Annotated in this window: 22 protein-coding genes; 10 read left to right on the plus strand and 12 right to left on the minus strand. The window is 63.7% G+C overall.

Annotation, left to right across the window (positions count from 1 at the left end):
* The first annotated feature begins 63 nt into the window (after nt 1–63).
* The 4 genes from FTO74_RS10440 (at nt 64) to FTO74_RS10450 (ending at nt 4,004) form a co-directional block, all read left to right on the plus strand.
* A complete protein-coding gene (locus FTO74_RS10440) occupies nt 64–1,605 on the plus strand; it encodes a M28 family peptidase (protein WP_162538094.1) in 1,542 nt (513 codons plus the stop codon).
* Between the two features lie 46 nt (nt 1,606–1,651).
* A complete protein-coding gene (locus FTO74_RS10445; protein ID WP_255462182.1) occupies nt 1,652–3,331 on the plus strand; it encodes a S1 RNA-binding domain-containing protein in 1,680 nt (559 codons plus the stop codon).
* Entirely contained in the window at nt 3,244–3,468 is a 225-nt protein-coding gene (locus tag FTO74_RS19755; protein ID WP_255462183.1) for a hypothetical protein, read from the plus strand. Before FTO74_RS10445 ends, FTO74_RS19755 begins: the two co-directional genes overlap by 88 nt.
* 314 nt (nt 3,469–3,782) lie before the next feature.
* Nucleotides 3,783–4,004: a hypothetical protein gene (locus tag FTO74_RS10450; protein WP_162538095.1), complete on the plus strand. Its 222-nt coding sequence runs from the start codon at nt 3,783–3,785 to the stop codon at nt 4,002–4,004.
* Here FTO74_RS10450 and FTO74_RS10455 read toward each other — a convergent pair.
* On the minus strand, nt 4,001–4,834 hold the full coding sequence (locus FTO74_RS10455; RefSeq protein ID WP_162538096.1) for an Mrp/NBP35 family ATP-binding protein: 834 nt from the start codon (nt 4,832–4,834) through the stop codon (nt 4,001–4,003). The two genes, FTO74_RS10450 and FTO74_RS10455, sit on opposite strands and share 4 nt — an antisense overlap.
* Before the next feature lie 26 nt (nt 4,835–4,860).
* Nucleotides 4,861–5,382: an acyl-CoA thioesterase gene (locus tag FTO74_RS10460; protein WP_162538097.1), complete on the minus strand. Its 522-nt coding sequence runs from the start codon at nt 5,380–5,382 to the stop codon at nt 4,861–4,863.
* Nucleotides 5,383–5,448: 66 nt separating this feature from the next.
* Here FTO74_RS10460 and FTO74_RS10465 point away from each other — a divergent pair, with 66 nt between their 5' ends.
* Both FTO74_RS10465 and FTO74_RS10470 read left to right on the plus strand, forming a co-directional pair.
* On the plus strand, nt 5,449–5,760 hold the full coding sequence (locus FTO74_RS10465; protein WP_255462184.1) for a tetratricopeptide repeat protein: 312 nt from the start codon (nt 5,449–5,451) through the stop codon (nt 5,758–5,760).
* Nucleotides 5,761–5,822: 62 nt separating this feature from the next.
* Nucleotides 5,823–7,376 (plus strand): sigma 54-interacting transcriptional regulator, encoded by a 1,554-nt coding sequence (locus FTO74_RS10470; RefSeq protein ID WP_162538098.1) that lies wholly within the window; start codon nt 5,823–5,825, stop codon nt 7,374–7,376.
* Nucleotides 7,377–7,661: 285 nt separating this feature from the next.
* Here the strand turns inward: FTO74_RS10470 and FTO74_RS10475 are convergent, their stop codons facing one another.
* The 7 genes from FTO74_RS10475 to FTO74_RS10505 all read right to left on the minus strand — a co-directional run bounded on the left by FTO74_RS10475 (nt 7,662) and on the right by FTO74_RS10505 (nt 14,601).
* Nucleotides 7,662–8,885, minus strand: coding sequence for a VWA domain-containing protein (locus FTO74_RS10475; protein ID WP_162538099.1), 1,224 nt, complete (start codon nt 8,883–8,885; stop codon nt 7,662–7,664).
* Nucleotides 8,886–8,936: 51 nt separating this feature from the next.
* On the minus strand, nt 8,937–9,494 hold the full coding sequence (locus FTO74_RS10480) for an NUDIX hydrolase (RefSeq protein ID WP_162538100.1): 558 nt from the start codon (nt 9,492–9,494) through the stop codon (nt 8,937–8,939).
* A 12-nt stretch (nt 9,495–9,506) separates the two neighbouring features.
* Nucleotides 9,507–11,609, minus strand: a complete 2,103-nt coding sequence (locus tag FTO74_RS10485; RefSeq protein ID WP_162538101.1) for a CocE/NonD family hydrolase — start codon at nt 11,607–11,609, stop codon at nt 9,507–9,509.
* A gap of 84 nt (nt 11,610–11,693) precedes the next feature.
* Nucleotides 11,694–11,969: a CDGSH iron-sulfur domain-containing protein gene (locus FTO74_RS10490; protein ID WP_162538102.1), complete on the minus strand. Its 276-nt coding sequence runs from the start codon at nt 11,967–11,969 to the stop codon at nt 11,694–11,696.
* Between the two features lie 55 nt (nt 11,970–12,024).
* A complete protein-coding gene (locus tag FTO74_RS10495) occupies nt 12,025–12,297 on the minus strand; it encodes a UBP-type zinc finger domain-containing protein (protein WP_162538103.1) in 273 nt (90 codons plus the stop codon).
* Nucleotides 12,298–12,350: 53 nt separating this feature from the next.
* A complete protein-coding gene (locus FTO74_RS10500) occupies nt 12,351–12,854 on the minus strand; it encodes a hypothetical protein (RefSeq protein WP_162538104.1) in 504 nt (167 codons plus the stop codon).
* A gap of 106 nt (nt 12,855–12,960) precedes the next feature.
* Entirely contained in the window at nt 12,961–14,601 is a 1,641-nt protein-coding gene (locus FTO74_RS10505; protein WP_162538105.1) for a sigma-54 dependent transcriptional regulator, read from the minus strand.
* Nucleotides 14,602–14,970: 369 nt separating this feature from the next.
* On the opposite strand from FTO74_RS10505, the gene rph reads away from it, so the two are divergent.
* The 4 genes from rph to cobA all read left to right on the plus strand — a co-directional run bounded on the left by rph (nt 14,971) and on the right by cobA (nt 19,243).
* Nucleotides 14,971–15,714, plus strand: a complete 744-nt coding sequence (gene rph, locus FTO74_RS10510; protein ID WP_162538106.1) for a ribonuclease PH — start codon at nt 14,971–14,973, stop codon at nt 15,712–15,714.
* 340 nt (nt 15,715–16,054) lie between these two features.
* A complete protein-coding gene (locus FTO74_RS10515; protein WP_162538107.1) occupies nt 16,055–17,791 on the plus strand; it encodes a nitrite/sulfite reductase in 1,737 nt (578 codons plus the stop codon).
* Nucleotides 17,792–17,807: 16 nt separating this feature from the next.
* The gene (locus FTO74_RS10520) at nt 17,808–18,452 is read left to right on the plus strand and encodes a bifunctional precorrin-2 dehydrogenase/sirohydrochlorin ferrochelatase (RefSeq protein WP_162538108.1); all 645 of its coding nucleotides are present in this window, start codon (nt 17,808–17,810) and stop codon (nt 18,450–18,452) included.
* Nucleotides 18,449–19,243: a uroporphyrinogen-III C-methyltransferase gene (cobA, locus tag FTO74_RS10525; RefSeq protein WP_162538109.1), complete on the plus strand. Its 795-nt coding sequence runs from the start codon at nt 18,449–18,451 to the stop codon at nt 19,241–19,243. Before FTO74_RS10520 ends, cobA begins: the two co-directional genes overlap by 4 nt.
* On the opposite strand, the gene FTO74_RS10530 is transcribed toward cobA, so the two are convergent.
* The 3 genes from FTO74_RS10530 to flgK all read right to left on the minus strand — a co-directional run bounded on the left by FTO74_RS10530 (nt 19,235) and on the right by flgK (nt 22,501).
* Nucleotides 19,235–20,002, minus strand: a complete 768-nt coding sequence (locus tag FTO74_RS10530; protein ID WP_255462185.1) for a phenylalanine 4-monooxygenase — start codon at nt 20,000–20,002, stop codon at nt 19,235–19,237. The genes cobA and FTO74_RS10530 overlap by 9 nt on opposite strands.
* An 87-nt stretch (nt 20,003–20,089) precedes the next feature.
* Complete coding sequence (flgL, locus tag FTO74_RS10535; RefSeq protein ID WP_162538111.1) at nt 20,090–20,977, minus strand: flagellar hook-associated protein FlgL; 888 nt, start codon at nt 20,975–20,977, stop codon at nt 20,090–20,092.
* A gap of 123 nt (nt 20,978–21,100) precedes the next feature.
* Nucleotides 21,101–22,501 carry a flagellar hook-associated protein FlgK gene (flgK, locus tag FTO74_RS10540; protein ID WP_162538112.1) on the minus strand — a complete coding sequence of 467 codons (1,401 nt, stop codon included), beginning with the start codon at nt 22,499–22,501 and terminating at the stop codon, nt 21,101–21,103.
* Nucleotides 22,502–22,595: the final 94 nt, after the last annotated feature.

Genomic DNA, 22,595 nt, shown 5'->3' on the forward strand with positions numbered 1-22,595 from the left:
CTCTGAGACATGGGTTTCACCTAAGGCCGGGTGCCACTCCTCACGCCTGATAACATCACCGGCATGTCCCTCAAACGAGTCCTTGCCCTGACGCTTCTCAGCGCAACTGCCCTCGCGCAGTCTCAGCACCCGCGCGACCACGAGATTCCCGACGCCGACACCCGCGCCTGGTGGCACACCACCGAAGACCTCTCCTCCGACGCCATGCAGGGCCGCGACACCGGCTCCGCCGCCTACGAGCGCGCCGCCCAGTACGTCGCCGACCGCTTCGCCCAGCTCCACCTGACCCCGGCTGGCGACAATGGCACATGGTTCCAGCGCGTTCCTCTGCACGAGATCCAGGTCGCCAAATCCGGCACCACCTTCACCCTCCTCCGCGACGGCAAGGACACACTTCCGCTCGAGTTCCTGCACCAGATCTCAATCGCGGCAAGCCCCACCCTGCCGCCGACGCTCGAAGCCCCGCTCGTCTTCCGCGGCTACTGCTCCCCCGCCGAGATGGCCGACACCAAAGGCAAGATCGCCGTCTGCTTCGGCACCCGCCGCACCGGCATGACCTCTGCCCGTCAACGTCAGCAGGCCGCACTGGCCGCCGGAGCCGTCGCGCTCATCAACGTCGACGATACCGCCTTCACGCTCGAGCCGCCGCGCTGGCCCGATGCCTACTCCCGCTCGGTCACCTTCGCCAACGCACCCGCCGCACCGGCCTCCATCCCCACCATGCGCCTCGCTGCCGCCAGCTTCGCCGCCCTCATCAGCGGCTCGCAGCAGGACGCCGCCGCGATCCTCAAGCTGGGCGGAGCCTCGCAACCCCTGCCAACCTTCGAGATCCCCGCCCGCCTGCGCGTCACCACCGCGACCACCCAGCGCGATATCTCCTCCCCCAATATCCTCGCCGTCCTGCCCGGCTCCGACCCCGTCCTCAAGAACGAGTACGTCGTCCTCTCCGCGCATCTCGACGGCTACGGCTTCGGCGAGCCGGTCCTCGGAGACTCTCTCTACAACGGCACCCTCGACGACGCTGCCTACGTAGCCCTGCTGCTCCAATTCATCGCAGACCAAAAGGCCCCTCTCAAACGCTCCATTCTGCTCTGCGTCTTTACCGGCGAAGAGAAGGGCCTCCTCGGCGCGAGCTGGTTCACCCACCACCTCACGCTGCCCAAAGAATCCCTCATCGCCGACATCAACCTCGACCAGCTCCGCCCACTCTTTCCGCTCCACATCCTCACCGCCTCAGCCGTCGACGACACCACCCTCGGAGCCACCGCCCGCGCCGTCGCCGCGCCCATGCACATCGAGATCCGCCCCGACCGCGAGCCGGAGCGCGGCCTGCTCACCCGCTCCGACAACTGGCACTTCCTCCAGATCGGCGTCCCCGCCATCAGCTTCATCTTCGGCTTCGACCCCAACACCGACGCCGAGCGCCGCTACCGCGAGTGGTACAACTACGGCTACCACCGCCCGCAGGACGACCTGAAGCAGCCGATGGACTTCGCCGCCGCCCGCACCTTCAACACCTTCTTCTACAACCTCGCCCGCACCGTCGCCAACGCCGCCGAGCGCCCCACCTGGTCCCCCGCCAGCCCGCTCAAACCCAAACCCTAAAATGTGCCAGACCTGAAATGTGTCAGAAATGTGCCAAAATTGATCCGTGGACTTCCCAAAGATAACCAGCCCCGAAACCCCGCTTCCCTCCGACCCCGAGACCTCCGTCGCCACTACGCCCGAGGTCGATGAAGCGACCACCGAGTCCTTCGCCGACCTGCTTCGCGAGAACGACCTCGCCCGCGCCTCCGCCGTCGACCGCACCTCCGGCTCCAAGCTCATCGAGGCCACCGTCATCGCCGTCTCCGACGACACGGTCTTCCTCGACATCGGCTACAAGACGGAGGGCATCCTGCCGCTCAGCGGCTTCTCGGCGGACGAGAAGGCCGTGGCTCCCGGCGACCGCTTCCGCGTCACCGTCAAGGGCCGCGACCTCGACGGCTACTACGAGCTAACCCGCCAGCGCGCCGCCGTCGTCAAGGACTACAGCTCGCTCGAAGAGGCCTTCGAGGCTAAGGGAACGGTCGTCGGCACCGTCACCGGCGTGGTCAAGGGCGGCCTCACCGTCGATATCGGGATGCGCGCCTTCATGCCCAGCTCGCGCACCGGCACCCGCGACGCCGCCGAGATGGCCGCGCTGATCGGCCAGCAGATCCGCGTCCGCATCACGCAGCTCGACCTTGAGGGCGGCGAGAGTGGCCGTCCCGATGCCGTCGTGGACCGCCGCAGCGTTCTCGAAGAGGAGGCCCGTGCCAACTCCGATGCCCGCTTCTCCGAGCTGGCCGAGGGCCAGACCGTCTCCGGCACCGTCCGCTCGCTCACCGACTTCGGAGCCTTCGTGGACCTGGGCGGAGCCGACGCGCTCCTGCACATCTCCGACATCTCCTGGCACCGAGTGGCCAACCCCGCCGACGTCCTCACCGTCGGCCAGACCATCGAGGCCCAGATCCTCAAGATCGACCAGCCCGACGCCGCCAATCCCGAGAAGAAGCGCCGCATCGCCATCGGCCTCAAGCAGCTCCAGCCGCACCCGTGGGACACCATCGAGGAGCGCTTCCACCTGGGCGACAAGGTTACCGGCACGGTCACTCGCACCACCGACTTCGGAGCCTTCGTGGAGCTGGCCCCCGGCATCGAGGGCCTCATCCATATCTCAGAGATGGCGTGGGGCAAGAAGGTCCACAAGCCCACCGACATCGTCAACGTAGGCGACAACGTCGAGGCCATCATCCTCTCGATCAGCCCGGCGGACAAGCGCCTCGGCCTCGGTCTCAAGCAGGCCCTGGGCGACCCGTGGGTCGAGCTGTCCCGCACCACGCTGGCCGGCTCGGTCGTCGAAGGCCCAATCTCGCGCCTGACTCCCTTCGGCGCGTTCCTCACAGTAGCCGAGGGCATCGAGGGCCTCATCCACATCTCCGAGATCGCCGCCGACAAGCGCCTCAACCACCCGTCTGAAGCGTTGCGCGTCGGTCAGGTGGTCAAGGCACAGGTCGTTGCCATCGACAACGAGAAGCGCCAGCTCAAGCTCTCGATCAAGCAGCTCATCCCCACCGGACTCGACGAGTTCCTGGCCGAGCACGCCGTCGGCGACACCCTCTCGGGCCGCATCATCGACATCGATCACGTCAGCAACATCGCCCGCGTCGAGCTGGGCGAAGGCATCGTCTCCTTCTGCCCCGTCCCTGCCCTGCCGCGACGGTGGAAGAGCCGACCCCAACCGCCACCGGCCCGGTCGATCTCTCCGCCCTCGGCTCGCTCCTCTCGGCCAAGTGGAAGACCGAGGTAAACCCGAAGAAGTCCGCCGCCAAGCCAGCCGCCGCACCGCCCAGCAAGCCCGAGGAACTGAAGCCCGGCCAGATCCGCAGCTTCAAGATCGCCACGCTGGACGCAGCAGCCAAGAAGATCACGCTCGAACTCGCCTGATCTTTATTGCTGTTGCCTCTTTTTTGTTGTCATTCAGGAGCGAAGCGGAGGAATCTGCTTCGCTTTTGTCTTTGCGGTTGCCATTACGCTTTTGCTTTTGCCGTTGTTCCTCAGGTAGGTCCGGGCTTTAGCCCGGACATTACGACTCACCACGGACGCGGGGCTTTAGCTCCCGAGGTATGCTTTCCTTCCCCTGCCACAAACGCGGGTGCCCCATGTCTCGATTTTGAGACATGGGTTTCGGACGATGTACGGCCGCCCAGGAAAAGAGAGCATACCTCGGGGGCTAAAGCCCAGTTCATAGGCTGGGTTTGATGTCGGGGCTAAAGCCCCGACCTACCCCAGAAGCAAAAACAACGAAGAAGACAAAAGCAGATTCCTCCACTTCGCTCCTGAATGACAACCAAGAAAACAGGCAACAGCAAAAACACCTTATCGCCGGAATACCTGTTTATTCTCCAGCACAAATAGATGAACCCCATGCCTCGGATGAGGCATGGGGTTCATCTATTTCACAAGAATCGAATAAGCCTTAGCTGATCTCGATTACATCCGTCTGGTCGGCCCCAGCCGCTTCAGCCACGTCAATCACCTTGGCCGCGAGCTTATAAAACGCCGCTCCCAGAGCACTCTCCGGCCCCGCCAGCGCCACCGGCATCCCGCTATCGCCGCCCTTGCGGATCGCCGGAGCCATATCCACCGAGCCGAGGAACTCCAGCCCGAACTGCCGCGCCGTCGCCTCCGTCCCACCGGCTCCGAAGACGTCGATGACCTCTCCCGTGGGCAGCGTCATCTGCGACATATTCTCGACCAGCCCCAGCACCTCCACCTTCACCTGGTGGAACATCTCGAGCGCCTTGCGAGCATCCTGCAACGCTACCGAAGAGCCGGTCGAAACCACTACAGCGCCCGTCAGCGGCACCGTCTGAACCAGCGAGATCACCACATCGCCCGTCCCCGGAGGCAGGTCGATGATGAGGTAATCCAGCTCGCCCCACTCCACCTGCTGCAAGAACTGCCGGATGATCTGGTGCAGCATCGGCCCGCGCATCACCATCGGCTTGTCGCCGGGCGAGATTAGCCCGACCGAGATAAACTTCACCCCGTGCGCCAGGATCGGCTCGATCCGGTTATCCCCCACCACGTTCGGCTGCCGCGTCGCGCCCAGCATCATCGGCACATTCGGCCCGTAGATATCGGCGTCGATCAGGCCCACCCGATGCCCCAGACGAGCCAGCGCCACCGCCAGATTGACGGACACGGTGGTCTTGCCCACCCCGCCCTTGCCGCTGCCCACTGCGATTACATGCGAAACTCCCGGCAACGGCTGCGGCCCCTGCGGCATTCCCTGTCCCTGTGCACCCATATCGTTCTCCTATCCCTGTTTCAAACCTAAATGTGCCAATCCACGGCCAGCTCTTCGCGCAGCCGCTTCTTACGCAGAGTCTCCCCGGCCCGCATCTCGCGCCGACGCCCCGCGTCCTCATAGCGACGCCGCTGGTGGTCTGTCTCGACCAGCAGCTCCGGCACCACTAGACCCTTGCCCTCGCGGTCCACCGCCACGTACGTCAGATAGGCCGAGGAGACATGCCGCAGCTTCTGCTCGCGGATATCCTCCACCATCGCCTTTACGCCGACCTCCATCGAGGTGCGGAACGCGCGGTTGACGCTGGCCTTCAGGATCAGCAGGTCGCCCACGTGCACCGGGGCCACAAAGTCCAGGTGATCCATGCTCGCCGTCACCGTGATGGCCCGCGAGTGCCGCGAGGCCGCCATCGCGCCGACCAGGTCGATGTACTGCATCAGCCGCCCGCCAAACAGATTGCCCAGCGCGTTCGCATCCGCCGGAAAGATGATCTCGCTCCGCTCCGACTGCGACTCCCGAACTGGCCGTACGATTCTCTCTTCGCTCATGAACCTCCAGTTTACCGCGTATTCATCCGCTTGCGCCCGCTCGGCGCAACCCTCACCATAGAACTTATGGACAAGCTCGCAATGCTCTCCCAGATCCTGACCCAGAACCCCAACGACGCCTTCGCCCGCTACGGCCTGGCCATGGAGTACGTCTCCCAGAAACGCATCGACGAGGGCCTCGCCGAGTTCGACCGGCTCATCGAGCTGGTGCCCGACTACGTGCCCGCCTACCAGATGTCGGCCCAGACGCTGGTCGCTGCCGGACGCACCGAGGACGCCGTAGCCCGTCTCCACCTGGGCATCGCCACCGCCAACCGCACCGGCAACCAGCACGCCTTGGCCGAGATGGAGGCCCTGCGCGAGGATCTCACCGCCTGAGTTACGCGCTCAGTTACAGGGCGGTGAATCCCCTCCCGCCCTCAAACATCTATACTCAACACATGGCGAATCTGGATCTCCCGACTACCTTAGGCGCACTCCGCAGCAGTGAATACACCCCCGAGCGGGTTGGCCGCTCCGTAAAAGACGAGCTGCGCGACAACCTCATCGTGCGCCTGCGCACCGTCGCCAAGACGAAGGAGCCGCTCTTCCCCGGCATCGTCGGCTACGACGACACCGTGCTGCCCCAGATCGTCAATGCCGTGCTCTCCCGGCACAACTTCATCCTGCTCGGCCTGCGCGGCCAGGCCAAGTCGCGCATCCTGCGCTCGCTGACCACGCTGCTCGATGCCTACGCACCCTACGTCGCCGGTTCAGAGCTGCGCGACAACCCCTACGCGCCCCTGAGCAAGTTCTCCCGCGACCTGATCGCGAAGATGGGCGAGGCCACCCCCATCGCCTGGATGACGCCCGAGGACCGCTACGTCGAGAAGCTCGCCACTCCGGACGTCACCGTGGCCGACCTGATCGGCGACGTGGACCCCATCAAGGCCGCCCGCTCGGGCCACGAGCTTGGCTCCGAGCTAACCATGCACTACGGTCTGCTGCCCCGCGCCAACCGCGGCATCTTCGCCATCAACGAGGTCCCCGACCTCGCCGGAAAGATCCAGGTCGCGCTCTTCAACATCATGCAGGAGGGCGACGTCCAGATTAAGGGCTACCCCGTGCGCCTCGAGCTGGACGTGGCTATCGTCTTCTCGGCCAACCCCGAGGACTACACCGCCCGCGGCAAGATCGTCACCCCGCTCAAGGACCGCATCGGCTCCGAGATCCGCACCCACTATCCTGAGTCGCTTGATGAGGCCATCACCATCACCGAGCAGGAGGCGTGGACCGCCCGTTCCTACGCGCCCGGCGACACGGTCATCGAGCGTATTGAGATTCCGCATTACATCCGCCAGATCGTCGAGCAGATCGCCTTCTCCGCGCGCGACGAGAAGAAGGTCGACAAGCGTTCGGGCGTCTCGCAGCGCCTGCCTATCTCCACGATGGAGCTGGTGGTCTCGAACGCCGAGCGCCGCGCCCTCATCCACAGCGAGAGCGTCGTCGTCCCCCGCGTGGGCGACATCTACGCCGCGCTGCCCGGCATCACCGGCAAGATCGAGCTGGAGTACGAGGGCGAGATGCGCGGCGCCGATACCGTCGTCCGCGAGATCATTCGCACCGCCGTGGCCATGGTCTTCGACCAGTACTTCGGCGGCGTCAACACCCAGCAGATCGAGCAGTGGTTCAACCTGGGCGGCACCGTCCAGCTCAACGACGCGCAGCCCTCCGCAGGCTCACTGGCCGAGCTGCACCAGATTCAGGGACTCTTCGAGAAGCTCGCGCCGCTGCACATCACCGCGAAGTCCGCGCCTGAGGTGGCTGTGTCGGCGGCGGAGTTCCTGCTCGAAGGCATGACCGCGCACAAGCGCATCTCCCGCACCGAGGAGCGCAGCTTCTCCGCCGCCGAGAAGAAGAGCCGCAACGAGCAGGCCGCTCAGTACGCCGAACGTATCCGCGAGCGCGAGTTCGAAGACTCCCCCAAGAACCGCAGCCGCCGCGGTTTCAACTAGACCAAAGCGTTTACCACGGATAAAAGTACAAAACGCCCTCGTGCCATCCACCCGGCACGAGGGCGTTTTGCTGTTGCCTGTTCTTTTGGTTGTCATTCAGGAGCGAAGCGGAGGAATCTGCTTCTGTTCTTGCCGTTGTTCTTGCCGTTGCTTTGGCTCTTGCCGTTACTTTCATTCTTGCCGTTGCTTCTGGGGTAGGTCCGGGCTTTAGCCCGGACATCAAAATCCTCCACAGAAGCGGGCTTTAGCCCCCGAGGTATGCTTTCTTTCCCTACCCCAACCTCTTTAGTGGACCGTCTTCATCCGGCGGCTCATAAAGTCCATCAAAAGGTAGCTCCCCAGCGTCTCGGGGGTTGTAAAGTAAGCCTTACCCCGGCACATCGCGCTCACCTGCTGCACGAACTGGACCAGTTGAAAATCACTCGCCAGCATGAAGGTATTAATCATCACGTTCGAGCGCTTGCAGCGGTTGACCTCTTCGAGCGTCTCCGAGATGACGATGGGGTCCAGGCCGAAGGCGTTCTTGTAGATGCGGCCATCCGGCAGCGTCAGGGCCGAAGGCTTGCCGTCCGTAATCATCACGATCTGCTTCATGTCCTTGTTCGACCGTTGCAGAATCCGCTGGGCGACGCGCAGCCCTTCACGCGTGTTGGTGTAGTGCGGGCCGACCTTGACGCGCGGCAACTGGCCGATGGGAATATGCTCGGCGGAGTCGTGGAAGAGCACCAGGTCGATGGTGTCGCCCGGATACTGCGTGCGGATCAAATGCGCCAGAGCCATGGCCACGCGCTTGGCCGGGGTAAACCGGTCCTCGCCGTAGAGGATCATCGAGTGCGAGCAGTCGAGCAGCACCACCGTGGCACAGGAGCTTTGATAGTCCGCCACCTGCACCTGAATATCCGAGTACTCGATCCCGGCGATGCCGTTCTCAATGCCCTCGCGCGCGAAGACGTTGGAGAGCGTGCCGGTAATGTCGAGGTTCAGACTATCGCCGAACTCGTACTGCTTGGAGGAGCCGTTCGTCTCCACCCCTGCGGCCTCGTGGCGCGTATCGTGGCGGCCCAGCGAGGACTTGCCCAGCGGCCCCAGCAGCTCGCGCAGCGCCTTGTAGCCGAGAAAGTCCATCCCCTTGTCGGTCACCTCGAAGCGGGTCTGCCCCTCGCCGTCGCCTTGCAGAGAGTCGCCATCGCCAGGCTCCTCGGCGTTGATGAAGTTCTGCTCCTGCATCTTTTGGATGATCTGGTCGACCAGCTCTTCCACCTGCTCCTCGTCCAGCTCGTCGAACTTCTCCTGCGCCTCCTCGTCAAAGAGTTCGCCGGACTCGAGCGCCTGCTTGATGGCCTCGCGCAGGTTCTCGAGGGTCTGCTCGCCGTCCAGATCCTGAAAGCGTGAGCTGGGGTCCTGAAAGCCTGAGTCGAGGAGAAAGTCCGAGAGGGCCTGCATGAGGTCTTCGAGACCGAAGGACGATGCCAGATCGCCGGTAAACTTGGTATAGCGGATGCGCTTCATGGAGACCCCTGATTCCATATTAGACGCGTCGGCCAGCGTGCGGATGCAACCCTACCCCTGCCGGGCCTTCGCGGCGCTCCAGACCAGGTACATCCCCCAGGCGGCGGCGGTGCAGTTGTCCACGATGGTGCCGTCGAGCAGCATCTGCTCGAACTCGGCCACCGAGACCCGGTGCAGCAGCAGGTCGGTCTCCTCATGATCCGGCTCGGCGGCTCCGCGAACCAGCTCTTCGGCCAGAAAGACGTGGTGTTTCTGGTTCATCACCCCGTAGGCGATCTGGAAGGTGGTCAGGTGGGTCATGCGTCCGGCGGTCAGGCCGGTCTCCTCCTTCAGCTCGCCCCGCGCCAGCTCCTCAGGGACGACCTCGGCCTGCTCCCAGCCGCCCTGCGGAAACTCCAGAAAACGCCCGCCGACCGTGTAGCGATACTGCTCGACCAGATACAGAAACAATCCCTCGGAAGTGACGTCGAGTGGCACGATGATCGTCGCGGGGTCTTTGTCCACGACGCCATAGATGCCCCGCTGCCCGTTGGCGCGCTCGATAACGTCCTCGCGCACGCTGGTCCAGTGGTTGCGGTAGACCTCGCGAGTGCTGATCGTCTTAATCATGCTGTCTCCCTTCTACCGCGTCTCTGCTACAGAGATATCAAGATGCGAGCCGCCAAGGAGGGTAATTGTCTGCGCCTTGTAGGCCGAGGCCGGTGCGGACATGATGTTGGGAACGAAGGTCTGCGGGTTGCGATCGTAGAGCGGGAACCAGCTCGACTGCACCTCCACCATTACGCGGTGGCCCTTGAGGAAAGTGTGATCCGCGCCGTGGAGGCTCCATTTAAATTCGGTTGGCTTGCCCGGCTCAATCGGTTCCGGCACCTCGAAGCTCTTGCGGTAGCGGCCCCGAAAGATCTCGTCCACAATCATGGTCTGGGTGCCGTCGGGCGCGACGTCGATCAGTTTGACGATCCAGTCGGCGTCCGATCCCGTAGTCGTGGCGATCAGGTCGGCGGTCACGTCGCCGGTTACCGTCAGGGGTTGCTCGAGAACCGGCGTCTGGAACTCGGCCAGATCCTTGCGGCCATCCACAAACCGCTGGTCCTCCACCAGCCACGTCCTCCACTTGGAGCCGGTGCCGTAGGTGGCCTGGATGGGCCGGTTGCGGTATGGAACCGGGTTGGCCGGGTCGGCGATATAGCTGGCCACCGCCCCTTCGACGGGTGTGTCCATGCTCAACGAGCCAGACGGAGACAGGTACAGCTTCGCCGCGTGGAAGCCCTCGACCGGCGGCCATGCGGCGTAGCGGTGCCACGCGTTCTCGCCGGTGCGGAAGCTGGCCACGGCCTTCAAATCGTAACCGGGACGATCCTTGAGGTACTTCTCGAAGAACGGAGCCTCGATCGTCCGGCGGTACTCGGTGCCGGTAGGCTGGCCGAAGTCCAGTTGACCGAATGGTCCGCCCAGCGTGCGGCCGTAGCCCGACCAGCCACCGTGGTTCCAGGGGCCGAGCACCATCTGGACGACGCCCGCCGTGTCGTGCGGCTTCAGCGCCGCGTACTCGGCCTGCGTGCCCCACATATCCTCCTGGTCCCACCAGCCGCCGACCTCGAGCGTGGGCACCTCCACCTTCGTCAGGTGGTTCTGGACCGCCATATCGCGCCAGAACTTCGTGTATGCGGGCTGGGTCAGGAAGATCCTTGCCGTGGGCAGGTGCTGCATCTTGGCGGCGCGGGCCGCACCCTCGAAGTTGCCGTTGCGCAGGAAGAAGTTGAAGGTGTCCTCCTTGCTCTCGGAGACCACGTCGGTCTTCTGCGCCTCCAGCTCCTGCACATAGTCGAAGCCGTAGCTCTGGCGAAAGGCTCCGTTATGGAAGAAGTCGTCGCCCATCCATACGTCGGTCATGGGGGCCTGGGGCGAGATGGCCTTGACGGCAGGATGCGCGTCGATACCGGCCATCATGGCCAGGAAGCCGGGGTACGAGATGCCCAGCACGCCCACACGGCCGGAGTTGTGGGACACGTTCTTGAGCAGCCAGTCGATGGTGTCGTGGGTGTCGGTGGTCTCGTCGATATCCTTCGGCGTCGTGTGGGCCACGATGGGGCGGTTCATCACGAACTGGCCCTCGGACTTGTAGCGCCCGCGGATATCGCCAAAGACAAAGATATAGCCGCTGGCGGCGAGTTCAGGCTTATTGGTATTGATCGAGCGCGAGGTAGAGTTATCGACACCATAGGGCGTGCGGTCGAGAAGGATCGGCAGCGGTTCGTGAGCGTCCGCTGGCTCCCCCACCGGCTCCAGGATGACGACGTGCAGCTTCACGCCGTCTCGCATCGGGATCATGGCCTCGCGGCGGGTGTACTCGCGGGCATAGTTCAGGCGGACCGGCTCGAGGCTGAAGCGCTTCTCCTCGATCAGGGTCGAGTGATCGCGGTCCATCACGATGCGGAGTGTCGCGACTCCCCCCTTCGCATCGCGAAGGAAGACGACGTGCGCAGGGGTATCGACCATGCTGAAGCTGTCGTGGCCGTCGGGCGTCAGTTCGACGCGGGCGGTGCGGTCGCTCTCCTCATAGAGGTGGCCGTCCTCGAGGTAAACCGAGTTGACGGCGTCCGGATCGGACACGCCCCGGTACTGGCCGACATACTGCGAGGCTGGCTGCTGCGCCAGAACTGGAGCCAGACAGGACGCTGTAAGCACAGCCAGCGACGAAAAAGAGCGGAGACGAAGGAACATCAGGACTCCGGAGAACCGGACAGGCCGGAAAAGATGATGAGCCGCGCCTCCGGGAATGAAGACGCGGCGCGTGGACAGTTGGAGTTAGCCCAGGGCTACGGGTTCGGTGGGAATGGGGCTGGCATCGCACTTCCAACCTTCGCGGCCGTGGGTTCCGTCGCAGAAGGGACGCTTGGACGAGAGGCCGCAGCGGCAGAGCGAGATGGCCGGTTTGCCGGTCAGGTCCCACTCGACGCCGTTTACATCGACCAGCGAGATGAGGCCTTCGACGCGGAACGGGCCGTTGGGACGAACCGTGATCTTGACCGACGGGGTGGGCGCTGCGGACTCGGGTGCGACGTTCGATACAACTTCAGACATACATTCTCCAAGATGGGGACGAGATGACCAAGCATAGCAAAGCCCCGCCCGGAAATTATCGGACCTCGAACATCTGCTGGTCCACGAAGCACCAGCCCCAGTGGTCGCCCGGCTCGAGCGACCGCATGACGGGATGATGGACGGCGTGAAAGTGCCCGGTGGCGTGCTTGCCGATCGAGGAGTCGCAGCAGCCGACGTGGCCGCAGACGAGGCACTCGCGCAGGTGAACCCAACCCTGCCCGATCTTCAGGCACTCCTCGCAGCCCTTGGGACGGTGCCTGCTATGAAGGAACTCATCCTTGATCTCTTTCTGGTGAACGCAGCCCATCGTTATGCCTCCGTGACCATGCGGCCACGCCACCATGTTATCCGCTCGCTGCTTTATGTCCGCAATCTCTCCCGGATCGCACCCGCCAGTTCGACCAGCGACCGCAGTTTAGGCTCCAGCCCCGGAGGCACGGCCGGCTCTCGCAGCGCCAGCTCGCTCTGCAACAGCAGCCCCGTCAGCGAGGTCTTGAGGTCGTTTTCGATCTCCTCGGTTACCACCCGGCGGACGATTATCTGCTCCCCGTCACGCCGCGCCAGCGCCGACCTAACCTCGCGCGTGAGCCGCGCCGTGCCCGAGATGGCAAAGTTGACCTGGATCGGCATGGCCGTACCCAGAGACTGCCAGAGAGCGTCCGCCCACTCCAGATCGCTCTCCGCCAAGCTCTCCTCCACCACCACAACGCCGAACTGGGACCGCCGAAGCGCCGCCAGCCCCGCCCTGCGGCTCGTTGCCAGCTCAACTCTGGAGCCAATCTGCGATTCAATTGCAAGAGCGCAGTTCTCCGCCCCTACAAACGTTGCAATGACCAGTACATCCCTGCTTAATGAAGTCGCCACGATCCGTTCACCTTTCGAACTCTGGACTACGTTGAGTCGATTACGTGGTGCTTGAGAGCACCCGGTATCCGCCGCCAGTCGGCAGTCGAGGCCGGGTGCCCTACGGTCAGTTCACGTCTGCAAACCCATACTCCTTGAGCTTGCGATACAGGGTCGTCTTACCGATGCCGAGCAGCCGCGCCGCCATCAGCTTGTCGCCGTTTAGCTGGCGGATGGTGCCAAGGATCGCCTTCTTCTCCAACTCGGCGATGGAGATGATCCCCGCAGCCTCCCGTTTTCCCGCAAAGCCCATCCCGTAGCCATTCCCCAGGCTGGAGGAGTCCTCCGCAGGAAAGGAGTGCCCCTGAATGGAGGCCTGAGACGCCCCCAGGTTTCTAGATGCACCGCCTTCACCAATCCGGGCTGGACGATTTCTGCCGGACTCCAAACGGAACTCCTGCAACTCCGTCGGCAGGTCGCCCGTGTGCAGGACCGGCCCGGAAGAGAGAGCGCAGGCGCGCAGGATCGCTGCCTCCAACTCGCGCACGTTGCCCGGCCACTCGTACTCGGAGATGACCCGCAGGGCCTCGTCCGAGAAGCTGTGGGCTGTGCCCGTCTCCTTCTGCTGGCGCTCCAGGAAGTGCGTCACCAACATGGGGATGTCCTCCTTGTGGTCGCGGAGCGGCGGAATCCTCAGGCTAACCACGTTGAGCCGGAAGTACAGGTCGCGGCGGAACCGCCCCTGATCCACCATCGCGCTCAGATCGCGGTTAGTCGCGGCCAGGATACGCGCCGAGATAGGCACGGCCTGCGATGCCCCCATGGGACGTATCTCCTTCTGCTGCAATGCCCGCAGCAGCTTTCCTTGAAGGTCTAGTGGAAGGTCCGCCACCTCATCGAGGAATACCGTGCCCCCAGCGGCGACCGAGAGCAATCCCTCCTTGGTGCGCATCGCGCCGGGAAACGCTCCCTTCACATAGCCGAACAACTCGCCTTCGACCAGCGCCGGAACCAGCGAGCCGCAGTCGACCGGCACAAAGGGCTTAGCGGCGTTGGGGCCGTTGAAGTGGATGGAGCGCGCCACCGCCTCCTTGCCCGTGCCGCCCTCACCCAGAATGATGACCGGGTGGTTGGAGTGAGCGACCTTGGACAGGATGCGATAGAGCTTCTCCATCTGGGGCGAGCGGCCGATCAGCGGAGCGACGCCACCTTGGCTGCGCAGACGATCGCGCAGACGGCGGCTCTCAAGGTTGAACTGGCGACGGTCGCCCGCTCGTCCAAGGATCGTGGCTAACTCCTCAACGGCAAAGGGCTTGGTCAGATAATCGCCCGCTCCGATGCGCATGGCCTCCACCGCGCTCGACACGGTGGCGTAGGCCGTCATCACCACCACGTTGGTCTCGGGATGGATCGCCTTGACCTCCTCGAGCAGAGAGAGCGCCGAACCACCGGGCGACTTCAGATCAAGCAGGATCAGGTCGACCTTCTGGTGTTGAAGGATGGCCCTCGCCGCCGGAAGACTCTCGGCCGCCGTCACGGCGAAGCCCATCTTGCGAGCGATCTCGCAGCAGGCACCACGCACGGGAGCGTCTTCATCCACGACCAGCAGGTGCAGGACGGGAGCTGAGGTCGAGGGGTTGGGAATCTCCGCGGTGACGTCCCAATCCGGCACAGGTTCGTGCAGAGAGGGAGTGTAACCGGTGCGGCCGGAGCGATCGCCAAACTCGCCGATCTTGTTATAGGGGATCTGGTCCCAAAGGTTTAGCATGATGAGCAGCCTCCGAAGAAGACGGGGAACTGCCCCCTCTGATAACCATGGAGACTCAGGACACTTCCAAGGCAGGAAAACTTCGGCCGGACCGTTACGCTGATCTGGGTAGCAGTGAGTGTTCCAATGAAACAACGGTACTTATAGGCTGCTGTGTTACTCGAATTAGCCTTCATAACGTGCTCCGAATGTACTCCGCTTCACGTTTTTTGTTAACCAGGAACTTTCGTAACCAGTTTTGAATGTCTCGAAATTCCCATTTCGGAACGGAAAGTTTCTTAATGGTTCTTGACTTGCTGCCCTCCACGGCTTTCCTGGCTGGCAACGTGCGGGTAAATTCACAGGCTGGCGGCCCGGTATAATCGCCCGATGGGTTTTGAGTCACAGATCTTCCGTCCTGACAGCCGCGCCGCCGATGCACTTCGCACCGTAACGATTACTCCCGGGTACATCTCGACCGCCGAAGGTTCGGTGCTGATCGAGGCCGGTAACACGCGCGTGTTGTGCAACGCCACCGTGGAGACGGGGGTTCCGGGGTGGATGCGCAACTCCGGCCGGGGCTGGGTGACGGCTGAGTACGGCATGTTGCCGCGGGCGACGTTGACCCGGAGCGCGCGCGAGTCCGAACGCGGCAAGATCGGCGGGCGCACGCACGAGATTCAGCGGCTGATCGGCCGCTCGTTGCGGTCGGTGGTGGATATGCGAGCGCTGGGCGAGCGCACCATCATACTGGACTGCGACGTGCTACAGGCCGACGGAGGCACGCGCACGACGGCGATCACCGGAGCGTCGGTGGCGCTGGCGATCGCGCTGGGCAAGCTGGTGCAGGCGGGGACGCTAAAGAGCTCTCCGCTGAAGCAGATGATCGCGGCGACCTCGGTTGGAATCGTCGACGGCAATACGTTGCTCGATCTGGCGTACGAGGAGGACTCGCGCGCCACGGTCGATATGAATGTGGTGATGCTGGCCGACGGCGGACTGGTGGAGACGCAGGCGACAGCCGAGAAGGACTCCTACAGCCGGGCGCAGTTGAACGAGCTGCTCGACCTGGCCGAGGGCGGTATTCGCACGCTATTCACGCTGCAACAGGAAGCTCTGGCAAAGGCTCTTTAAAACTTCGCACACTTCCCCATTGCTCGAAAACAGCGATGCCCGCTGCCGACCAACGGGAGGTCCTCAGAAGAGAATCCGTTCCCTACTGCCCCGAGAACCGCACGAAGTGCCCTTGACTCGGATGCACTGGACTCGTAGCATCAAGGGGATGGATTCAAGGTTCGCGCTCGCATACTGTACCCACTGTTGTCGGGGCTTCATGCGTTACAGGAATGCTTCTATCTTCTAGACTCTTTTGAAGCTAAAGCAACTGTTGAGCGCGCCCACTGTCTCCGGTGGGCTTTTACTTGTCCCTCCCTATCCGATCAAAATCTACGCGTAGCCCAAGGAATCGCAGAACATGCCCGAAGTTGCCACCGCCGCCGCCGTAACGTCCGCCCCCAAAGAAACCAAGGCCCAGAAGTCCGAGCGCCTGAAGCTGGCGAAGAACCCCTGGGAGGCCTGGGACGAGGTGCGGCAGTTCGCTCTTGCGGGGCGTGACTCGGTACTGCCGGAGTGGACCGGGCTGTACTTCAAGTGGTGGGGCATCTATACCCAGGGCGACGGCGTAGGCGCGACCGGTGGCGTAGGCGGCGAGGGTAAGTCCACGGAATACTTCATGATGCGGATTGGTCTGCCCAACGGCATCCTGACCAGCGCGCAGCTCCGCGTGATCGCCGACCTGACCAAGAGGCACGCGAACAACCTGGCCGACATCACCACCCGCCAGAACATCCAACTGCACTGGCTGACGATCCAGAGCCTGGTTGAGGTGACCGATGCCCTGACCGCCGTCGGCCTCTCGCCCAAAGGTGCTTGCGGCGACGTGGTCCGCAACGTGACCGGTTGCCCGCTGGCCGGGATCGAGCACACCGAGCTGCTCGACGCCAGCCCGTTGGCGCTCGAGATCGCCCACAAGCTGACAGCCAACCCCGAGTTCTACAATCTGCCGCGCAAGTTCAAGATCACGGCGACCGGCTGCCCGGTCTGGTGCTCGTACCCGGAGATCAACGACGTCGCCCTGACGGCGATCAAGCGCGAGGTGAACGGTCTAGAGGAGATCGGCTACACACTGCGCGTCGGCGGAGGTCTCTCCACCGAGCCGCACATCGCCGTCCGCATCCCTGCCTTCATCCCGCAGGACAAGGCTTATGACGTGGTCGAGGCGGTCGTGCGCATCTTCCGCGAGCAGGACGCGCTGCGCGAGAACCGCACTCGCGCCCGCATCAAGTACCTCTTTATGCGTCACGGCTGGACGGCTGAAACGATGCTCGAAGCCATCGAGGCCAAGCTGGGCTACAAACTCGATCCGTCGCCGGTCTCGGCCGACGTGATCCCCGACGACGTCTACCGCGACCACATCGGCGTCACGCCGCAGAAACAGGCGGGGCTGTCGGCGGTGGGTGCGAGCGTGCTGCGCGGGCGGCTCTCGGGCGATCAGCTGGAGAAGCTGGCCGAGCTGGCGGAGAAGTACGGCGACGGCAGTCTGCGCGCCACCATCATGCAGAACATCATTCTGGTCAACATCAAGAACGAAAATGTTCGCGTGTTAGTTGAAGAATTGAAGGCAATCGAGCTTCAGGTCGAGGTTTCGCCCTTCTGGCGCGGAGCTATCGCCTGCACCGGCACCGAGTTCTGCAAGCTGGCCATTGCCGAGACCAAGGCGTTCTCGAAGTGGCTCGTGGCCGAGATGGAGGAGCGCCTGCCCGCCTTCGACCAGCAGATCAAGCTGCACGTGACCGGATGCACGAACTCCTGCGGACAGCACTGGATCGCAGATATCGGGCTTGAAGGAAAGAAACTGAAGAAGGACGGCAAGATCGTCGATGCGTTCTACTTCTGCGTCGGCGGCTCGGTGGGCAAGTACGCCCGTCCGGCACGGGCGCTGGGCTTCCGCGCCGCCGCCGAAGACTGCCCCGGTGCGATTGAGCGTCTGCTGCGCGGCTACCTGGCCGTACGCGAGCCGGGCGAGGACCTGCGCTCGTACTTCAACCGCACCGACGACGAGCATCTGCGGGCGCAGCTCAACGGCAGCTTCGTCGAGCCGGTGGAGCGGGATCTGCCTCCGGCTGGCGGAAGGCACGTCGCGGACGCGTAGTTCGGACTGAGGCGTTATGGACTTGTTTCCGATCTTCCTGAAGCTGACTGGCCGACGCTGTCTTGTGGTGGGCGCGGGTAATCTTGCCGCGAGCAAGATCGAGTCGTTGCGGGCGGGTCACGCCGACGTGACCGTGATCGCGCCGGAGGCCGGAGAGGCTGTCGCCGAGTTGGCGGCCAGCGGCGAGGTGACTTGGATCAAACGAGCGTTTGAGGCTGGCGACGTCGCCGAGGGCACGTTTCTGGTGGTCACAGCTACGAATATCGGGGCAGTCAACCGGGCGGTCTACCTGGAGGCGCAGGAGAAAAACGTACTCTGCAACGCGGTGGACGACCCGCCGTTTTGCGACTTCTACTTCCCTTCCGTGGTGCGACGCGGCGACCTTCAGATTGCGATTTCGACCGCTGGGGCCAGTCCGGCGCTTGCGCAACGGCTGCGCAAGGAGATCAACGCACAGCTTCCGCTCGACACCGGCGATTGGCTGACCGACCTGGGCAATCTGCGCCGGGAGGTGGTCCAGATGGAGCCGCTGAACGAGGAGCGGAAGCTCCTTCTGCACCAGTTGGCGCAACGTGAGGTCTGTGGATACGACGGTTGTCCGAGCCGGGTGATGGCCCGTGCCCACGCAAAGACGAATCCCCTGCCTGAGACTTCGAAGTGACCGTCGAACCGGACTCCCGAACGCTTTATCGCCCTGCTCCTACTGGGGTTACAGCCAATCCAGCGGCAGCAGCAGGAACCGTATACCTGGTCGGCGCGGGTCCGGGTGATCCGAATTTACTTACGTTGCGGGCGTTAAGGCTCTTGGAGACGGCTGACGTTATTCTTCCTGATGACTTGGTTTCAGACCAAATACTTCAACTGACACATCAAGATTCGGAGATTATTCCCGTTGGTAAGCGCTGCGGACAACCCCGTATTACACAGGCTGGAATCCACGAGTTGATGTTGCACCACGCTGGATTGGGACGGTCGGTGGTGCGGCTAAAGTCTGGTGATCCGCTGGTGTTTGGACGGGCAGGTGAGGAGATCGAGGCGCTGCGGACAGCGGGGATTCCGTTCGAGATCGTGTCGGGAATCACGGCGGCCTTTGCTGTGGCGGCCTCGCTCAAGACTCCCCTGACCGACCGGGCGGCAGCCTCGAAGCTGATTCTGGCGACGGCCCACCACGCGGCGGGTAAGACGAACCTGATCCCAAGCTGGCAGGGAGCATTTCCGGAAGAGGCTACCCTGGTGCTCTACATGCCGGGGAGGGACTTCGAGGCGCTGTCACGGAGCCTGATGGAGTCAGGGATCGCCGCCGAAACTCCGTGCGTGGCGGTGTCGAAGGCCACGACGCCGGAGGAACAGGTCTGCTCCACAACGCTGGGCGGACTGGCGACGGCGGAGCCGGGACCGGCTCCCCTGCTGTTGATGATCGGATGGGCGATTCAGGTTGGGGATCTAGCCTAGCCGCGCCTCTGCCTGCTTGGTGGCCTCGTAGATCTGGTCGAAGGACTCTACCGCATACAGAACCGGCTGCATGGCTCCGGTATCGAACTCCTGGTTCAGCACCGCATCCAGATTGAAGTCGCGAATCTCGCAACCACCGGCCAATACACGGGTGCACTCACCGTGCGAGCTGATGAGGCCGCTGCCGTATACCTTGATCTCGCCCCGCTCGCGGATGAGCCCGAACTCGACCGTGAACCAGAAGAGGCGGCCCAGGCGCTCGAGCGTCACGGGATCGGGCTGCGCAGCGCAAAGCTGGCCGTAGTGCTGGAGGAAGTCTCCGAAGACCGGGTGCGCGTGCATGGGGACGTGGCCGAAGACGTCGTGGAAGATATCCGGCTCGGGGGTATACTCCATCGCCTCGCGTGAGCGCAGCCAGGTGGTGGTGGGAAACCGGCGGGCGGCGAGCATCTCGAAGAAGGCATCTCCCGGCAAGAAACCGCTGACCGGTGTGGACTCCCAGCCGGTGCGAGGGCGCAGGCGCGCGCTGATGGCCTTGAGGTCGGGCAGGTGCGACTCCTGCAAGCCGATCTGCTCGAAGCCGTCGAGGTACTCCCGGCAGGCGTGCTGGCGCAGTTGAGGCATACGGCGTCCGACCAGCTCGCCCCAGACGGCGTGCTGCTCGGGCGTGTAAGCGGCCCAGTCCTGCTCGATGAGGTACGGCAGGGCTACGCGAAGGCCGCCGGAGTTTGAGGCGCTGACAGGTTCAAGGACGTTCAACCAGATCTCCTGCAAAGACTGCATCTGGCAGCATAAACGCCGCCAGATGCAGTCTACCGCAAGCCTGCCCTGTTGCTATGGATGGAGCTACGGCTGCAGGTAACTGAAGAGCCCGTTCTGGCTCAGGCTGGAGATGACGCTGTCGAGCGCCTTCTGCTGGACCTCGGAGTTGCTGAGGTCCGTAGCCACCTGAGCCGGGTCGGCAGAGATGAGCGTGGTCTGCGCGGCGGTGAGCGTGGCCACCTGAGTATTGGCGTAGGTGGAGTCGTTGGTCAGCTGGCTCAGCGAGTTATCGAGGACGCTGCGCTGCCGGCTGACGCCCGAGAGCGCGGCGGAGAGCGCGGAGCTGTCGGTGGCGATCCCGGCGGTATTGCCGCTGGTCAGGTCGCTGACGAGCTGGTTGAGGCTTGTCAGTGCCGAGGAGAAGACCGCGTCGCCCGGAAGGTTGAGCTGGACCTTCTGTCCGTTGGGCGTGGCGATATTCTGGGTCTTGTCGTCGCCCTGGTAGGTGACCGTGGCGGGGTTGGTCGAGGAGTCCAGCGTAAACGGAGTGGTGTTGCCCTGGCTGCCGCTGAAGAGGTGTTGCCCCTGGTAGCTGGTGTTGGCCAGCGCCAGCACCTGGTCGCGGATGCCGGTGGCCTCGGTCGCCGCCGAGGAGAGGTTCGCGCTGTTGTTGGTTCCGTTGGCGGCTCCGGTGGCGAGCGAGATCGCCGAGGTAAGCTGTGTTACCACCTCGCCGAGGGTCGAGTCGGTGAAGGTCAACTGGCTCTGCTCGGCCGTGGAGGATTTGACGAACGAGTCCAGATTGCCCAAGGATGCGGAGAAGAGCGAGCTTTGGGCGACTGCGACCGGATCGTCGGAGAGGGTGGAGACGCGCAGGCCGCTCGATAGCTCCTGGGTGAGGTTCTGTTCGCTGAGGCTGACCTGCCCGAGGGACTGGACGAGGTTATTGGCATAGTTAGGATCGACGCGCATATATGCTCTCTACCTTCTGTTATAGGTACATTCGTACCGTTCTCGGAGCGGTATGGGGGAATGATCTTTTGAGGTCCTCCCGCTGGCCGGAAACGAGCATTCTTCTCCCGACCAGAGAGAACACTAAGAGACGGTTGTCTGTTCGCCGAGGTTGAGCGCGCTGACGGCGAGGGAGTCAGCCACCGAGAAGATCTTGGCCGCAGCCTGGTAAGAACGCTGGTAGACAGTCAGGTTCGAAGCCTCTTCGTCGAGCGAGACCGCCGAGAGGCTGTCGCGCTGGCTGGTCAGGGTGGTCAGGGTGGCTTGCTGACCGGTGTTCTCCGCGTTGACGGAGGAGGCCGAGTTGCCCACCTGACCGATCAGCGCGGCGTAGGTGCCTGCGAAGGTCAGGCCGTTGCCGCCGACCGTGTTCTGCACGTTGGCGAGCGCGAGGGCGTTGGTGTTGCCGGTCGAGCCCTCGTCCGTGGCGGCGGTGGCGATGGCCGTCACCGAGGTCGGAATGACGCTGATCGCGCCCGCTGCTCCGGTGGCCGTGGTGGGCAACGAGAAGATGGCCTGGCCGGGAGTGCCGTCCGAGGCGTTGCCCGCCTCGTTCTGGGCGTTGATCGCGCTGCCCAGGGTGTAGGCCAACTGGTCGAGCGCGTTGGCGGCGGCGGGGAGATCGGTGGACTGCGCGGTGAGCAGGCCGCCGATGCTGCCACCCTGAAGTCCCGCGCTGACGTTGTTGCCGGTGGCGTCCGTGACCTGGAAGCCGCTGCCGGTGTTGGAGACCGAGATGTTGGAGCTGGTGGAGCCGGTGACCAGCACGGCTCCGCTGGTGGTGGTCAGGGTGATGCCGTTGTTCTCGGTCGTGATCTGGTCCAGCCCGATGAGGCCGGAGAGCTGGGCGATGGCGTTCTGGCGCTGGTCTTCGAGGGTTCCGGCGTCGGAGTTGGGGCTCTGCGAGGCGATCTGGGCGTTGAGCGAGGCGATGGTCTTGGTCAGCGAGTTGACCTCCGAGGTCGAGCTTGTAAGCTCGGAGCCGATGGAGGAGCTGATGCTGCTGAGCTGGGAGGAGGCGGAGTTGAATGCCGAGGCCAGATTGCCCGCGGCCGAGAGCACGCCCTGGCGGGTGGAGGCGTCGGCGGGGTTGGTCGAGAGGGCGGTCAGCGAGCTGAAGAAGAAGTTCAACGCGGTGCCGATGGGGGTGTCGGCCGAGGAGGTGCTGCTGGAGCTGAGGCTGAAGATGCCTTCAATTGAGGTGAGGACCGAGGAGCGTGCGCCGCTGGCCGACGTGTCCTGGGTCTGCTGCTGGACACGCTGCTCGAGCACCCGGTCGCGCTGAGAGGTCTCCGAGACGGTGGGCGGCTGGGCCTCGGCCTGGCCGCCGACGTTGACCGTATCGCCAGCCTGCCACGAGACCACCTCCCGGGTGTAGCCGGGGGTGTTCTGGTTGGCCACGTTGTTGGCGGTGGTGTTCAGGGCGTACTGGTCCGCGGCCAGGGCGGAGGTGGCGATGTCGGTGAGCGAGGTCAGAGTTGCCATGGATTTATCCTGTCGGCTGAAGATGAGGTGTTGCGTTGGGATACGGATGGCTCGTTGACCTTACAGGCACGCTGCAAGGCGATGAGGTTTCTGA

The organism is Granulicella sp. WH15 (assembly GCF_009914315.1).
Lineage (GTDB): Bacteria > Acidobacteriota > Terriglobia > Terriglobales > Acidobacteriaceae > Edaphobacter.

Bases quoted from the DNA above. Each gene is read 5' to 3' on its own strand.
- FTO74_RS10440 (WP_162538094.1), top strand. From the start codon at position 64: ATGTCCCTCAAACGAGTCCTTGCCCTGACGCTTCTCAGCGCAACTGCC.
- FTO74_RS10450 (WP_162538095.1), top strand. From the start codon at position 3,783: ATGTCGGGGCTAAAGCCCCGACCTACCCCAGAAGCAAAAACAACGAAG.
- FTO74_RS10455 (WP_162538096.1), bottom strand. From the start codon at position 4,834: ATGGGTGCACAGGGACAGGGAATGCCGCAGGGGCCGCAGCCGTTGCCG.
- FTO74_RS10460 (WP_162538097.1), bottom strand. From the start codon at position 5,382: ATGAGCGAAGAGAGAATCGTACGGCCAGTTCGGGAGTCGCAGTCGGAG.
- FTO74_RS10465 (WP_255462184.1), top strand. From the start codon at position 5,449: ATGGACAAGCTCGCAATGCTCTCCCAGATCCTGACCCAGAACCCCAAC.
- FTO74_RS10470 (WP_162538098.1), top strand. From the start codon at position 5,823: ATGGCGAATCTGGATCTCCCGACTACCTTAGGCGCACTCCGCAGCAGT.
- FTO74_RS10475 (WP_162538099.1), bottom strand. From the start codon at position 8,885: ATGAAGCGCATCCGCTATACCAAGTTTACCGGCGATCTGGCATCGTCC.
- FTO74_RS10480 (WP_162538100.1), bottom strand. From the start codon at position 9,494: ATGATTAAGACGATCAGCACTCGCGAGGTCTACCGCAACCACTGGACC.
- FTO74_RS10485 (WP_162538101.1), bottom strand. From the start codon at position 11,609: ATGTTCCTTCGTCTCCGCTCTTTTTCGTCGCTGGCTGTGCTTACAGCG.
- FTO74_RS10490 (WP_162538102.1), bottom strand. From the start codon at position 11,969: ATGTCTGAAGTTGTATCGAACGTCGCACCCGAGTCCGCAGCGCCCACC.
- FTO74_RS10495 (WP_162538103.1), bottom strand. From the start codon at position 12,297: ATGGGCTGCGTTCACCAGAAAGAGATCAAGGATGAGTTCCTTCATAGC.
- FTO74_RS10505 (WP_162538105.1), bottom strand. From the start codon at position 14,601: ATGCTAAACCTTTGGGACCAGATCCCCTATAACAAGATCGGCGAGTTT.
- rph (WP_162538106.1), top strand. From the start codon at position 14,971: ATGGGTTTTGAGTCACAGATCTTCCGTCCTGACAGCCGCGCCGCCGAT.
- FTO74_RS10515 (WP_162538107.1), top strand. From the start codon at position 16,055: ATGCCCGAAGTTGCCACCGCCGCCGCCGTAACGTCCGCCCCCAAAGAA.
- FTO74_RS10520 (WP_162538108.1), top strand. From the start codon at position 17,808: ATGGACTTGTTTCCGATCTTCCTGAAGCTGACTGGCCGACGCTGTCTT.
- flgL (WP_162538111.1), bottom strand. From the start codon at position 20,977: ATGCGCGTCGATCCTAACTATGCCAATAACCTCGTCCAGTCCCTCGGG.
- flgK (WP_162538112.1), bottom strand. From the start codon at position 22,501: ATGGCAACTCTGACCTCGCTCACCGACATCGCCACCTCCGCCCTGGCC.